Raw genomic sequence first — 14,902 nt, 5'->3', positions numbered from 1 at the left:
ACCGGACCACGAGGGGGCCGGGATGCGGACAGTTCGCTCGCGTGCCGCAACCGCCTGGGCGGCCCTGGCCTCCTGGGCCCGGCACGCCACGTACTGGCTCGGCGGGGCGACACTCACCGCCGGTGCGGTGCTGTGCGCCATCGGCTGGTACGGAGTCTCGGGCGAGCGCTTCGCCGAGCGGCAGATCCCGTACCTGGCGTCCTGCACGGTGCCCGGCGCGGCCCTGATCGTGGCGGGCGCGGTCCTTCTCGGCCACCGCGGACAGGTGACGGCGGCGGCGCGGGTCGCGGAGCTGCATCGCTTGCTGGTGGCTTCCGGCGCTTCGGACGCTTCCGATGACGCGGAGCCCGGCGGGCCGCGACCCGGCTCCGGCCCGGCCGGACCTGCGCCCGGCGTCCCGTCCGAGGCCGCGGACACCACGCCGCTCGCCGTCCCCGGCGGGACGCTGGCGCACCGCCCCGACTGCCCGCTCGTCGCCGGCAAGCGCGACGCCTTCCCCGCGGATCAGGCCCGCCGACGGGAGCTGGGCCTCACTCCCTGCCCCCTGTGCGAGCCGGAGCTCGGGCCCCGGGCGCCGGAAGGATGACCATGGGCGGCCTGACCTATGAGCTGACACTGGCCGGGCTCGCCCTCGGCAGCGCCGCCGCGCTCACCGGCATCGGCCTGATCGTCACCTACCGGGCCACCGGCGTGCTCAACTTCGCGCAGGGCGCCATCGCCATGATCACGGCGTACGCGATGCGCCAGTTCGCCGTCGTCTGGCACTGGCCGCTCGCGCTCGCCGCCGCCCTCAGCCTTCTGGTCGTCGCCCCGGGCCTCGGCCTGCTGCTCGACCGCTGGGTGTTCCGGCCGCTCGCCCTCTCCCGCGACCCGGCCGGCCGCGGCGATCCGGCGCCGGCTCTGGTCGCCTCACTCGGCGTCTTCGTGCTCCTGGTCGGGACCGCGACGCTGGTGTGGGGGAGCGGGGCGCAGGCCGACGCGCCCGCGCTGTTGCCCGCCGATCCGTGGGTGCAGCTCGGTACGGCGGTGGCGCTCGCGGCGGCCGTCGGCGCGGTGACCCGGTGGACGCGCTTCGGGCGGGAGGTGCGGGCCGTGGTCGACAACCGGCAGCTCGCCGTCCTCAGCGGTGTCGACGCCGACCGGGTGGCCGCGGCGGGGTGGGCCTTCGGCGCGTTCACGGCCGGGCTGACGGGCGTGCTCCTGGCGCCCTACGTACGACTCGATCCGTACGGGCTGCCACTGCTCGTCATGGAGGTGATGGCGGTCGCGGTGGTCGCGGCCATGCGGAGCCTGCCGGTGACCGTACTCGTGGCCCTCGGGATCGGCGTGACCCAGGGCCAGCTCACCCGGTTCCACCCGGGTGGTTGGGCGGAACCGCTGCTCCAGGCCGTCGGCGCGAACCTCTTCGTCGTGGCGCTCCTCGTGGCGGCCCTGGCGCTGCCGGGCGTGGGCGCGACCGGGCCCACCCGCCTCGGCCCGGTGGCTCCGCCGGGACCCGGCCCGGCCGGCCGTATCGGGGTCCCCCCTCGCCCGGCTCACCCCGCGCGCGGCCGGGGCGGCCGTGCGCCGGCTCCGGGCCACGTCGCCGGGCCGGTCTGCGCGGTGTTGTTCCTGCTGCCGCTCGGCCTCGCGGGGTCCGACCTCCAGACGTCCCTCCAAGTGCCCGCCCTGGCGGTCGTGTTGCTGTCACTGGTCGTCGTGACCGGCCGGGGCGGGCAGATCTCCCTCGGCCAGGCGGCGTATGCCGGGCTCGGCGCGCTCTTCACCGCACTGCTGGCCGCCGGCCGCTTCCCCGGACTGCCCGCCCTCCCGGTGCTCCTCGCCCTGGCCGTCGCGGTGGTCCTCGTCGCCCCGCTCGGTCTGCTCACCGGCGGCCCCGCGATCCGGCGGCACGGTCTGGCCCTCGCCCTGGCCACGCTCGCCTTCGGCGTGGCCGTCAGCCGCTTCGTGTTCTCCCAGCCCTACGCCACGGCCGGCCTCCGGCTCGACCGCCCCCTCGCCCTCGCGGACGACCGCGCCTACTACCTCGTCGAGCTGGCGGTGCTGGCCTGCGCCCTGGCGGCTGTCGCGGCCCTGCGGCGAGGCCGCACCGGCCGGGCGCTGGCCGCGATGCGCGACCACGAGGAGGGCGCGGCCGCGGCCGGGGTGCCGGTGCCGGCGCTGAAACTCATGGCGTTCGTGGCGGGCGCGGCGCTCGCGGCGTTGGGCGGCGGGATGCTCGGCCTCGGGCTGCGGGCCTTCGACGCCGGGGCGTACGACCCGGTGCGCGCTCTGCTGTGGTTCGCCGCCGTCGTGGTGCTCGGTGCCGACAGTCTGCTGGGGGCGATGGCCGCGGCGGTGTTGTTGGTGGGGTTGGACGCGGGGGCGCGGGGCGGTGTGGCGGCGGCCGTCATCGGCGTACTGGCGGTGCTGGTGGGGCGGTTGCCGGGTGGCGTGGCCGGCGCGGTCCGCGCCCGCCTGACCCCGGAGCGCCGCCACCCGGAGGCGGGAGTACTGACCCCGCTGGGTGCCCGGGTGCGCGCTCGGCTGGCGGCGAGCGGCACCCCGCCGCGTCCCACCCCGCCGCGTCCCGGTCCTCCACCTCCCGCCCCACCGCCGTTTCGCCCCACCGTCCGAGCCCCGGCCCCACCACCGTCACCGCCCCCACCCCCGCTGCCGCCCCCACCACCGGCACCAGCCCCACTCCCCTCCGCACTCCTCACCGCCCGCCACGTCACAGTCACCTACGCCGGTTTCACCGCCCTCGACGGCGTCGATCTCGACGTCCTGCCAGGCAAGGTCACGGCCCTGATCGGTCCCAACGGCGCGGGCAAGAGCACCCTCTTCCACTGCCTGTCCGGCACCCTGCGCCCCCGGTCGGGGACCATCACCCTGGAGGGCCGGGACCTCACCCGCCGCCCCGCGCACGCCCGGACCCGCCTCGGTATCGCCCGGACCTTCCAGGAACTCGCGGTCTTCCCGTCCCTCACCGTCGCCGACAACGTCCGGATCGGGGCGGAACAGGGCCGGATCCGCGACCCCGCCGCCGTCGAACAGGCACTGCGACTGCTGGGCCTCGACGGCCCGATCCGCACCGCCCCGGCCGCCGGGCTGTCCACCGGAACCCTGCGCCAGGTGGAGCTCGGCCGCGCCCTCGCGGGCGGACCGCGTGTCCTGCTCCTGGACGAACCGGCGGCCGGACTGGACGCGGCCGAGACCGCCGCCCTGACACGCGTCCTGCGCGCGCTCGCCGCCGACGGCATGGCCGTGCTCATCGTCGAGCACGACCTGGGCCTGGTGGGCGACCTGGCCGACACGGTCTACGCCATGGCGGCGGGCAGAATCGTCGCCTTCGGCCCGGCCGACCGCGTACTCGCCGTACTCGCCGACGCGGCGGGGTGAGCGCCGTGGGCGTGGAGATGGCGCTACGCGGCGCACGGGTGCGCTACGGACCGCTGGAGGCCCTGCACGGTGTGGACCTCGCGGTGCCGACGGGCCGCGTCACGGTACTCCTGGGCCGCAACGGCGCAGGCCGGACCACCGCCTTGCGCGCCATGGCGGGCACGGTCCCGCTGTCCGACGGCCGCGTGGAGTGGCGCGGCAAGGACGTCACCCGCCTCCGAGCCCACGCCCGGGCCCGCCGCGGGCTGGCGTTCGTCCCCGACCGGGGCGCGGTCTTCCCCTCCCTCACCGTCATCGAGAACCTCGCACTCACCGCCGCGCACGGTGCCGTCGACGACGCGCTCACCGCCTACCCGGCGCTGCGCCCCCTCCTGAACCGCCGGGCGGGCACCCTCTCCGGCGGTGAGCAGCGCATGCTCGCGGTCGCCCGCGCGCTGCTCTCACCGGCCCGTCTCCTCCTGCTGGACGAGCCGACGCAGGGCATGGCACCCGCGACCACGGCTCGTACGTACGCACTGCTCGGCGAGGCGACCGACCGGACCGTCGTCGTAGCCGAACAGTCCCTGCCACCCGAGCTGCGAGCCGTGGCGACCGTGGTCTACCAACTCCGCCGCGGCGCCGTCGCGTTCGCCGGCGAACCGTCGGAGCGGGCTTGCCGGCCGTGTTGACCGGGTGACAGACCCCGCTCGCCGACGGCCCGAGAGAATGTCGCCTTTTCGTTCTGCCCGGCGCGTGCGGCACCTGACAGCATGGTCACCATGACGAGTAGTGGGCGCACGCCTGCCGGCACGCAAGAACCACTCACCGTGAGCCATCGCCGAAACCGGACCACCGCAGCGGGCACGACCCCTCTGACGGTGGGGGCGGAAGAGGAGTACCTGCTGGTCGATCCGGTGTCGCGGGCTCTGAGCGCGGAGGCCGAGAAGGTGGTCGCCGAAGCCGCGGGCGAGCTCGGGGACCGGATCACCACGGAGATAACGCGCTACCAGATCGAGGTGCGCACCGACCCGCACACCGACCTGGCCGACTTCGCCGAGCAGGTCCGCTCCACCCGGGCCGCGGTCGCACGGGCCGCCGCGCGCCAGGGCCTGCGCATCATCTCCAGCGGAACGCCCGTACTCGGCCACCCGACCCCGCCGGCCCTGACCGCGGGCCCCCGCTACGCCCGGAGCGTCGCGATGTTCCGTGCCCTGGACGACGAACAGAGCGCCTGCGCCTGCCACCTCCACGTCGGCGTCCCCGACCTGGCCACGGCGCTGGGGATCAGCAACCACCTGCGCCCCTGGCTTCCGGTCCTCATCGCCATCGCGGCCAACTCGCCGTACTGGGCGGGGCGGGATACCGGATACGCCAGTTGGCGTACGACGATCTGGGGGCGGTGGCCGGTGGCCGGGCCCCCGCCGTATTTCCGGTCCACCTCCCACTTCGAGGACCTCGTCGGCGGGCTCCTCGCCACCGGCACCGTCATGGACCGCGGCGGTCTGTACTGGGACATCAGGCCCTCCCACCACGTGCCCACGCTGGAAATCCGGGTCGCCGACGCGACCGCCACCGCCGACGACACCGTCCTGCTCACCGGCCTCGTCAAAGCGATGGCCGCCACCGCGCGGCAGGCCATCGACGCCGGGGAATCCCCTTTTCGTCCGCAGCCGGAAATGCTGCGCGCCGCCTGCTGGCGCGCCGCACGCGACGGCCTGACCGGCCAGGGCATCGACCTCACCACCGGCCGCCTGTCCCCCGCCACCACCCAGGTCGACCACCTCCTCGCCCATCTGCGACCCGCCCTGCGGGACCACGGCGACACCGAGCTCGTCCACGCCCTCTGGGCACGCCTGCGCGCCCACGGCAACGGTGCCGACCGCCAGCGCGCCGCCTACCAGCGCCGCACCAGCCTCCCCGACGTCGTCGACCACCTGATCGCCACGACCACACCGGCCGGCCGCGACGACAGCCGACCGATGTGAGTTCCCCACCCCGGCTGACCGACGGCACCGAGGACCGCGCACGCAGACGCCGCCTCCTCAGTCGCGGCCGCTTCAGACGCCACCTCGGTCCGAAGTCTCCGAAACCTCCGAAACCCGTGGGCACTTCGGCGAGGTAGCGGCCGCATGGATCGCGGTGAGGATCCGGCGGGCCCACTGGCTCGGGCTTTCCCCGTCGAGGAGGCCGGCGAGGCGCCTGGTGTGGGACCGCCGCTGCTCGGGCGTCATCGTCAGGGCGCGGTGCAGAGTGTCGGTGAGGTCCTGGCGTGAGCGGGGATCCGTGAGGAGAGCCGCGGCGCCGAGCTGGGAGGCGGCTCCGGCGTACTGGGACAGGACGAGGACGCCGTGCCGGCCGGTGGCGGCTTGCGCGGCGATGAATTCCTTGGCGGTGAGGTTCATGCCGTCGGCCAGCGAGGTCACCCAGAACACGTCGGCGGCGAGGTAGTGATCGACGACCTGAGGGAACGGCAGGGCGTGCGGGACGTACTCCACGGGTTCCCAACCCGGGGTGCGCCAGGTGTTGTTCAGCCGAGTGATGGCCTCTTCGAGGTCGCCGCGGGTGCTGTCGTAGGCGTGGATGCCGGGCTCCGGCGGCGGGCATACGAGGCGGAAACGCAGCCGCCCGCGCATTCCCGGCCACTGGTCGAGGAGGGCGCCAAGGGCGTGGACCTTGTGCAGAGGGGCTTTGGCGTAGTCCAGGCGTTCCACCGAGAGCACGAGCAGGGATCCGTCCGCGGCGGATCGCGGGGCCGGGCGTGAGCGGGCGAGAGAGGCGACGGCCTCGCGGTCGATCCCCAGGGGATGGACACCGGTGCGGGGGAGGTGGCCGATGTGCGGACCTTCGGCGAGCGTCCGCTCGAACTGTCGGGCGAAGTCGGCCGTGTGGAAACCGGCCCAGTCCAGACAGGCGAGAGAGGCACGTAGCTGTTCGGCGTGGGGGAGTCGGGCGAAGACGGCGGGCGGCGGAAAGGGGGTGTGGTGGAACAGCCCGAGGCGCAGGTCGGGCCGGGACGGGCGCAGGATGCCGGGTACGAGCCAGAGGTTGTAGTCGTGCAGCCAGACCGTCGCGCCCTGGTCGGCGTGGGTGCTGATGTGGGCGGCGAAGGCCGCGTTGACCGCCTCGTAGTGGCCCCAGGCCGCCGGGTCGTGACGCATGCGGCGAGGTTGGGACATCATCACCGGCCACAGCGTTTCCTTGCACGCCGTGTGGAAATAGCCCGCCCACTGAGCCGCCGGGATGGGCAGGAAAGCCAGCGGGAGTCCGGTGGAGGGCGCGTCCCGGTGGGGGAGGGGGACTCCGGTGTCGGCGAGGGCGGTGGCCCAGACCGCGTCGAGGTGTCCGGTGTCCGCACCGAACAGGCTGCACAGGGTGGGCAGGATCCCGTTGGGGCTCACGGGCGGCTGCCAGCGGCCGTCGGCCCATCGCACGGGCGGGCGGTGGTAGCCGATCACGACCGGTGCACGGCGTTCCACCCACCCCAGTCGCCCCAGGGCCTCCAGAATCGCGGCCGCCCCTTCGCGGTCGGACCGGTGGACTGCCGGGCGGTGCGGTAGCCGTTCGACGAGTGCGGGCTCGGCGTTGCCCATGAGCACGCCGTGGGTGCCCTGGTGGAAGAGCGACAGGTCGTTGAGGGAGTCGCCGGCCACCAGGATGGAGTTCATGGGCCACTGGAGCTTGCGGGCGAGCAGGGCCATGGCGTTGCCTTTGCTCGCCGGGGCGGGCAGGACATCGAAGTAGCGGTCGGCCGAGTACGTCCATCCGCAGCCCAGCCGGGCGACGGCGTCGGTGATGTCCGGTGTGAGCCGGTGGGGTTGGAGGTAGAACGAGCAGCGGCCGTCCTGGGCCACTTCCGCCTGGTGGACGAGCTGGGGAAAGCGGGCCAGGGCCTTACGGACCCGGTCCGCCCCCGGCCAGCCGGTGCGCAACTGGTTCTGCAGGACGTCGACGTGGCTCATGTCGGTGGCGTCGATGACGCTCGCACCGACGTCGGCGATGATCCACCGGGGCCGGGGAACGAGTGGGTCCTCGGCGAGAATCCGCCGGACGGAGGGAAGCCCGCGGCCGGTGGCGAAGACGAGGGTGATGTCCGGATGCCGCTCCAGCGCCTCGCGCAGCCGGTCCCGTTCGGGGTCCGAGCCGCCCAGCAGGGTGCCGTCCAGATCGGTCACCAGCACCCGGCCCTCAGGGTCCGTCACCGGCACCCGGCCCTCAGGGTCCGTCACCGGCACCCGGCCCTCAGGATCCGGCACCGGCACCGGTCGCTCGCCGCGGGCCGATATCCGTTCGTGCGAGCCCTGCGCGCGCCAGGCCATACGTCCCCCGATCGCTGTGGATTCCTCCGGCGGAAAGGCGACCGGCCAGTGCCGGAGACCCGTCAGGCCCTCGGCGCGGGCGGCGGGGAGAACCCCGCTTCCGGCGCCGAGAGAGGCGAAACGTCATCACCCGACCTCATGCGGTGACTGTAGAGCGAAGGGTCGACAAACTCCGGTCCCCTTCCAGGGGCTTGGCCGAAAGGCCGCCCGCTGTGGCCCGAAACGGCGACGCGCCTCGCGGGCCGGGCAGGGCTGACCGCCACCGGGTCGGCGGGACGTCAGCGTCACGACAGCGGAACGTCAGCGGTGGGCCCCAGACTCATGAACGTCAGCAAGTCAGGCGCGGCTCGCCGGAAGACCGGGCGTCCGCGCCGTCACCCACGGGGGATTTCCATGCGTACGTTCCGCAACCGCACCACCGTCCTCGCCGCCGCGGCCACCGCCGTGCTCGGCCTGTCCCTCACCGCCTGCGGTGGGGGCGAGTCGGACGCGAAGTCCGCCGGCCCGGCGGCTCACGGCTCCGCACCGGCTCCCTCGTCGGCGGACTCCGCCCAGAACGCCGACACGGGGAAGGGCACCGGCGGCGAGAAGAACGTCAGCGACAAGAACATCAGCGACAAGAGGGGCGCCGGCGCCGCGAAGGCTCCCGCCGGCCCGGCGGCCGCGGCCACGCCCGTCTGCACCACCAAGGACGTCACCATCAGCGCCGCCCGCCAGGACGGACCGCCCTACACCCACATCGTCCTGACGGCCAAGAACACCTCCGGCCGGAGCTGCCGGCTGAAGGGCTTCCCGGAGATCCAGTTCCTCGAAAGCCACCGGGAGAACGTGCCGGCGGTCGCCAAGAGCAAGCCCGCCGCGCCCGTCGTACTCACCGCCGGCGCCCCCGCCTACGCGCTGGTGAAGCTGTCGGACGGTGGCGTCGACGAGGACGTCGAGCCCGTGACGGCCTTCTCCGTCACGCTCCAGGGAAGCGGCGGCATGGCCACCGTCAAGGCTCCGGGCGCCGGTGGCATCGCCGTCGACCCGGCGAAGTGGGCGACCGGCTACTGGACGTACGAACTCCGCAACGGCGCGGACGACTTCTGAGCCGTCGCCCCGGCCGGTCCCGCAACTGGTTACTGCGTTGGTGTGGTTCGCCTTCGAATGGCCTTCACGGCATGACGGGTGGCTGACCAACTGCTGGTAACTGTTGTCCCATGCTTCCCCTCGCAACGAGCAAACAGTGCGCTGCCGCCGTCGTCACCGCGGCCCTCGCCTTCGGCCTGCTGGCCTCCACTCCGGCCATGGCGGACGAGGCACCTGCCGGTCCCGACCTGACGAACGCGGCATCGGTGCCGACCACGGTCTCCGCGTCTGGAATCGCGGAGGCCGTGGGACCGGCAGAAGAACGTCCCGCGTTGCGCAAGGAGGCTCGGGCCGCCGCCCTCAACGACGCCCAGGCCGAAGCCGAGCGGGATGCCCAAGTGCGCGGCCGTCGCTTGGGTCGGGTGGTCTCGGTCAAGGAGATCGCCTTCGAGAAGGCGGTGCCGTCGGCACCGGACCAGATCCGGGCACTGGCCAGCCTCAAGGTCGTCTACGAGCTGGACTGACGGGCTACGAGGCGGCATCCCGGGCCTTCCGGCGGTGCCACTGCGGCGGGCACAGAGGAATCCGGCGCATCCGCCGCCCCGCCCAGCGGCTCGCCCACCCGCGGGCCCCGAGTCCGTACGGCCTGCCGTGCCCGCGGCGCGGCAGGCCGCCTGACCGCCCGGACTTCAGTCGAGGCGGAAGCGGAGCCGGCAGATCACCGCGTCCGTGTCGCGGCGTACCGCATGGGCGACGACCGCGCCGCGCTGGTTCTGCAGCAGGCGCTGCCACACGTGTGCCGGCTCGGCCTCGGGGACCAGAACGGTGATCCGCGTGCCGGGTTCGGCCGCCGCGAGCCTCGCCACGTACGCGGCGATCGGGCGGCCCAGCGAGCGGCGCTCCGAGGCCACTCGTATCAACTCCACGCCCGGGCCCCACAGTTCCCAGTCGCGTTCAAGTGCCTCGGTCCGGGCGCGGTCCTCCGGGTCCGGGTGGCAGACGGTGACCGCCCGGACCTCGTCACCCAGTGACACCGCGGCGGTGAGTGCCTCGCTGGTGAGGCGGGTCAGGGAGGAGACGGGCACGACGACCAGCGACCGGAGGCGGTGCGGCGGTTCGGGGACGCGGCCCACGCCGAGGCGCTCGCCGATCTTCCCGTACGCGCGGTGGACCGCCTCGAAGGCGGCCACCAGCAGGGGAAGGGCCACCACGACCAGCCAGGCGCCGTCGTGGAACTTCGTGGCGGTGACGACGATCGCGCCGAGCCCGGTGAGCAGGGCCCCCAGGCCGTTCAGCCACGCCTTGCCCGCCCACATCGGTCCGCGCGCCCGCCGCCAGTGGATCACCATCCCGGTCTGGGCGAGGGTGAAGCCGACGAAGACGCCGATGGCGAAGAGCGGTACGAGCGTGTGGGTGTCGCCGCCGGAGAAGACCAGCAGCGGCGCGGAGACGCATGCCAGGGCGAGGACGCCGTGGCGGTGTACCTGGCGGTCGGCCTTCAGGCCGAAGACGTGCGGGAGGTAGTTGTCCCGGGCGAGCAGCCCCAGCAGGACGGGCAGGCCGCCGAACGACGTGTTCGCGGACAGGGCCAGCAGCACCGTCGTGGCGCACTGGAGGACGTAGAAGCCGAGACCGTGGCCGAGGGACGCGTCCGCGAGCTGGGCGAGCACGGTCACGCCCTCGGCCGGTTGGAGCCCGAAGCGCGAGATGAGGACGGACAGGCCGATCAGCATCACGCCCAGGAGCGCGCCCAGCGCCACCTCGGCGTGCTGGGCGCGGCGGACGGCCGGGGCACGGAACGCGGGCACGGCGTTGGCGATCGCCTCGACGCCGGTCAGGGCGGAGCAACCGGACGCGAACGCCTTGAGCAGGAGCAGCACACCGACCGTGGTGGCGTTGTCGCCGAGGACGGACGTATGGCCCGCGGCCGCTTCCGTCGACGCCGGCGCGTCCCGGAAGAGCCCGACGATGATCAGGACGAGGACGGCGCCGACGAACACGGCTGTCGGCAGGATGAAGGCCCGCGCGGAGTCGACGATCCCCCGCAGGTTCAGGGCCGTGATCAGGACGAGCACCGCGAGGCAGAGCGGTAGCCGGTCGTCGTACAGCGCGGGGAAAGCGGAGGTCAGGGCGGCGACACCGGCAGTGACGGCCACGGCGACGTTGAGGACGTAGTCCAGCACCAGGGAGGCGGCGGCCACCAGGCCGGTGCGCCGGCCCAGGTGCGACCGGGCGACGGCGTAACTGCCTCCGCCGTCCGGGAAGGCGGCGATGACCTGGCGGTACGAGGCGACCAGCAGGGCCAGGAGGGCGGCGATCAGGAGGGTGACGGGGACCGTGAAGCCGAGGCCGTGGCTCCCGGCCACCGCGAGGACGAGCACGATCGCCTCCGGGCCGTAGGCGACGGAGGCCATGGCGTCGAGGGACAGTGCGGCGAGCCCGGTGACGGCCGTGAGCTGGTGCCGTGCGCCGGGATCGGGAGGTTCCTCGACGCCGGGCTCCGCGCCGTTCTGCGAGGTCAGGGTGATCATGCGGATCAGCGTGCGGCCGCCCTCGGGGGCGGGGGAGTGGCGCTGGCGCCTTCTTGGCGCGAAACCGCGTCTTCTTCACGCGTCCTTGACGCCGCCCCGTGGGACGCGCCGCCGCCCCCTAGTCAGGGCGGGCGTCGGCCATCGGGAGGGTGATCTCGAAGCGGCAGCCGGCGCCGGCGTTGCGTACGGAGGTGTGGCCGGCGTGGGCCTCGACGATGCCGCGGACGATGGCGAGGCCGAGACCGGCGCCGGGGTCGCCGTGGCGGCGGTGGTCCTGGCCGCCGTGCGGGGTGTGGAGGAGGGGGGCGGGCCTCGGCTCCGCGCCAACCCGTGTCGAAGACCCGCGGGAGGTCCTGTTCGGGGATGCCGCCATCTCCAGGGCCACGGCGACCGTGCCGGCGGCCATCGCGACGACGGCGAGAGCGGGCCGACGGGTATCGGCCATGGCGTCATGCCTCCAGGAAACCCGCCCGAGCCGGCCCAAGGGGCGCCGGCGGGGGTCCCGTAAGACTCCGGTAACCAGCCCACGGCACGCGCCCGGCACGGGGGATACGCCCCGACCCGTCCGGCCGGCGCGGAGGCGGGCCGCGTCCCGGCTTCCGGATCCGCGTCATGCCCCCGACGAAGCGGCGTGGCTCGAAGAGGCTCCTGCGCCCTCCATAGCCCTGTGGCCACCGGCCACACTCCGCCACGCCACGGTAATCTGGCTCTTTCCCCCAGGAGGAGTTGCATCAGTGGAGTTCCGGCTGCTCGGAGCGGTTTCCGTCGCCACCGAGGCAGGCGAACTGCCACTCGGCCCCGCCAAGCGGCGCAGCCTGCTCGCCGCTCTGCTGCTGCGGCCCAACCGCCCCGTTCCGGTGGAGCAGTTGACGGACACGCTGTGGGATCACGAGCCGCCGCCACGCGCCCGTAGCGTCATCCAGGGCCATGTGTCGCGCCTGAGGGCCCTGCTCGCCGGGGCGGGCGCCGAGAACTTCGGTGTCGAACTGGTCACTCAGGGCACGGCGTACGTCCTGCGCATGCCGGAGAGCCTGCTGGACGCGCACCGCTTCGAGGAACTGGTGACGCTGGGCCGCGGCCAGCGGGCGCCGGCGGACGCCGTGGCGATGTATCAGGAGGCGCTGGCGCTGTGGCAGGGTCCCGCGCTGACCGGCGCCTACCCGAGCCCGCCGCTGCAGGCCGCCGCACACGCGCTGGAGGAACTCCGGCTGGCCTCCGTGGAGTTGCTGGCCGCGGGCTACGCGCGGCTGGGCGAGCACGCCCGGGCCGCGGCCGTGCTGCGCGCGGAGGCCGACGTCCATCCGCTGCGCGAATCGCTGTCCGCCGCGCTCATGACGGCGCTCCGGCGTGCGGGGCGCCGCTCGGAGGCGCTCGACTGGTTCCACCGCACCCGGCGGCTGCTCGCCGACGAGCTGGGGGTCGACCCGGGTCCGGAGCTGGCGGACGCCTACGCGGTGGCGCTCCGCGGAGAAGGCGGGGACGGTGGGGAAGGCGGCGGAGGCCGGGGAAGCGGAGGCGACGCCGCGGCCCAGCGCGGCCGGGCCCCCGGCCCGCCGCCCGGGACCGATACCCCGCACGAGTCGTCAACGGCCCCTCTGCCGAACATCGTTGACCTGCTGCCCCGCATGCCGCGCGGCTTCCACGGACGGACCGGCGAACTCCTCGCACTGTCCCGGTCCGCCGCCGGCGAAGCACCCGTCTGCCTGGTCACCGGCCCCGCCGGAGTGGGCAAGACGGCGCTCGTCGTGCACTGGGCGCACCGCAACCGCGCCGGGTTTCCCGGCGGCCTGCTCTACGCCGATCTGCGCGGCTTCAGCGACACGGGAGAGCCCTCCCACCTCGAAGTGCTGCGCGAGTTCCTCCTGGCGCTGGGTATCGCGCCGCGCCGTATACCGGAGTCGGCGAGCGGTGCGTCCGCGCTGTTCCGCTCCCTCGCCGCCGACCGCCGGCTCCTCGTCGTCCTCGACAACGCGCGCGGCTCCGAGCAGGTCAGGGAACTGCTGCCGGGCGGCGCCCGCTGCGTCACCGTGGTCACCAGCCGCTACCGGCTGCGCGGCCTGATCGCCTCCGACGCCGCCCGCCCCGTCCCCGTGGACGTACTCGAACCCGAGGACAGCACGGCCCTGCTCGCCGCGGTGCTCGGCAAGGAGCGGGTACTCGCGGAGGCGGACGCCGCCCGGCGGCTCGCGGAGTTGTGCGGCGGGCTTCCCCTCGCGCTGCGGGTGAGCGCCGCCCGACTCGCGTATCAGCCGGACTGGTCCCTGAGCGCGATGGTCGCCGAACTGTCCGACGAGTCACGCCGTCTGGGCCTGCTGGACGTGGAGGACACCGGCGTACGAGCGGCGCTGCGGCTCACCCTGCGCCGGCTGCCCGAAGACGCCGCGCACCTCTTCGCGCATCTCGGCCGTCACCCCGGCACGCACGTCGACCGGTACACGGCGGCCGCCCTGGCCGGCACGGACCCGGCCACCGCCGAGGCCGCGCTCGACAGGCTGAGCGCGGCGCACCTCGTCACCCGGGCCGCGCCGGGACGCTGGACCCTGCACGATCTCGTACGGCTCTACGCGCGTGGCCTGGACGCCGGGCCCGACGCCCTGATCCGGGTCCTCGACCACAGTGTGGCCACCGCCCTGGCCGCGGCCCACGCGGCCGAGCCCGGAGCCGAGTCGTGCTTCGAGCCGCCCGCGGACTTCCGCCGGCCGCGCGCGATCCGGAAGTTCGCGGACCGCGACCAGGCCATGGCCTGGTACGCGGCCGAACGCGACGACCTGGCCCTGGCGGTCGCCGCGGCGCACACCGCGGGACTGCACAACAGGACGTGGCGGATCGTCCTGGGCCTGTGGCCGCAGATGGTGTGGCGGGTGCGGGACGGCTGGGTCCCCCTGCTGGAGAAGGGACTTGAGGCGGCCCGGGCCGACGCCGACGCCCGCGCCGAATCCCGGGTCCTCGCCCTGCTCGGATGGGTGCTGACCGAAGAGGGGCGCACCGATGAGGCGCTGGTCCACCTGGAGGCCGCCCCGGCCCTCGCCGCCCGGGCCGGCGACCCGCGCGGCGAGGCGACCGCGCTGGTCAACCTGTCGCTCGCCCAAGCGGCGCTGGGCAGCCCGGAGGAGGCGGCCCGGGGATGCGTACGGGCGGCTCGGCTGGCACGCGCCGCCGACGACCGCAACACCGAGCGGCTGGCCCTCTACCACCTCGCCCGGCACCGACTGGACGCCGGCGAATGGCAGCCGGCCTTCGACACGTCGATGGCCGCACTGGACCTCCACAGCGCCTCGGAGGCATCCGAGGCGGCCCGGGTGCTGTTGTTCACGGTGGCCGGGGAGGCGCTGCTGGGAATGGGCGACGAGGCGGAGGGCGTCCGGCGGTTGGAGGACGCGGCGCGCGAGGCGGAGTCGTTCGGCTACGACGACGGTGCGGTCCGGGCACTGGGCGCGCTGCTGCGGGTCCAGGCGGATGCGGCGCTTCGGGCACGGTACGACGCGGCGGTGGCGCGGCTGAAGGCCCAGTCGTGAGCGCGACGAAAAAGTCCTCCCACAGCCGGCGGGAGGACGCGCCGGTCCACCCGCCCGCCACCCGGAGGGTGGGTGACGGACGGGCCGGGACCGAACCGATACAGCGTGATCA

9 protein-coding genes and 1 pseudogene are annotated in these 14,902 nt (G+C 74.3%); 7 read left to right on the top strand and 3 right to left on the bottom strand.

Translation table 11 applies throughout. The annotated features are described in order from the left end of the window. Positions 1-22: 22 nt before the first annotated feature. From ACZ45Z_RS09230 to ACZ45Z_RS09215, 4 genes are all read left to right on the top strand, one after another. The gene (locus tag ACZ45Z_RS09230) at positions 23-586 is read left to right on the top strand and encodes a hypothetical protein (RefSeq protein WP_468358550.1); all 564 of its coding nucleotides are present in this window, start codon (positions 23-25) and stop codon (positions 584-586) included. A gap of 2 nt (positions 587-588) precedes the next feature. Further along, entirely contained in the window at positions 589-3,381 is a 2,793-nt protein-coding gene (locus ACZ45Z_RS09225; protein WP_468358547.1) for an ABC transporter permease subunit, read from the top strand. A gap of 5 nt (positions 3,382-3,386) precedes the next feature. Beyond that, entirely contained in the window at positions 3,387-4,049 is a 663-nt protein-coding gene (locus ACZ45Z_RS09220; protein WP_468358544.1) for an ATP-binding cassette domain-containing protein, read from the top strand. A 138-nt stretch (positions 4,050-4,187) separates the two neighbouring features. Next, entirely contained in the window at positions 4,188-5,345 is a 1,158-nt protein-coding gene (locus ACZ45Z_RS09215) for a carboxylate-amine ligase (RefSeq protein ID WP_468358541.1), read from the top strand. Between the two features lie 72 nt (positions 5,346-5,417). Here ACZ45Z_RS09215 and ACZ45Z_RS09210 read toward each other — a convergent pair whose 3' ends face one another. Further along, positions 5,418-7,676: an HAD-IIB family hydrolase gene (locus ACZ45Z_RS09210; protein WP_468358537.1), complete on the bottom strand. Its 2,259-nt coding sequence runs from the start codon at positions 7,674-7,676 to the stop codon at positions 5,418-5,420. A 393-nt stretch (positions 7,677-8,069) separates the two neighbouring features. Here ACZ45Z_RS09210 and ACZ45Z_RS09205 point away from each other — a divergent pair, with 393 nt between their 5' ends. After that, entirely contained in the window at positions 8,070-8,765 is a 696-nt protein-coding gene (locus ACZ45Z_RS09205) for a DUF4232 domain-containing protein (RefSeq protein WP_468358534.1), read from the top strand. A 110-nt stretch (positions 8,766-8,875) separates the two neighbouring features. Beyond that, positions 8,876-9,268, top strand: coding sequence for an SIMPL domain-containing protein (locus tag ACZ45Z_RS09200; protein WP_468358531.1), 393 nt, complete (start codon positions 8,876-8,878; stop codon positions 9,266-9,268). A 165-nt stretch (positions 9,269-9,433) separates the two neighbouring features. On the opposite strand, the gene ACZ45Z_RS09195 is transcribed toward ACZ45Z_RS09200, so the two are convergent. Next, the gene (locus ACZ45Z_RS09195; RefSeq protein WP_468358528.1) at positions 9,434-11,275 is read right to left on the bottom strand and encodes an APC family permease; all 1,842 of its coding nucleotides are present in this window, start codon (positions 11,273-11,275) and stop codon (positions 9,434-9,436) included. Positions 11,276-11,393: 118 nt separating this feature from the next. After that, positions 11,394-11,652, bottom strand: a pseudogene (locus ACZ45Z_RS09190) (ATP-binding protein); the annotation flags it as partial. A 357-nt stretch (positions 11,653-12,009) separates the two neighbouring features. Here ACZ45Z_RS09190 and ACZ45Z_RS09185 point away from each other — a divergent pair. Beyond that, positions 12,010-14,790: an AfsR/SARP family transcriptional regulator gene (locus ACZ45Z_RS09185; RefSeq protein ID WP_468358525.1), complete on the top strand. Its 2,781-nt coding sequence runs from the start codon at positions 12,010-12,012 to the stop codon at positions 14,788-14,790. Positions 14,791-14,902: the final 112 nt, after the last annotated feature.

It is taken from the genome of Streptomyces sp. NPDC031210 (genome assembly GCF_055570395.1).
Note: the sequence above shows the minus strand (reverse complement) of the source record. Positions and strands in the feature narration are given on the sequence as shown.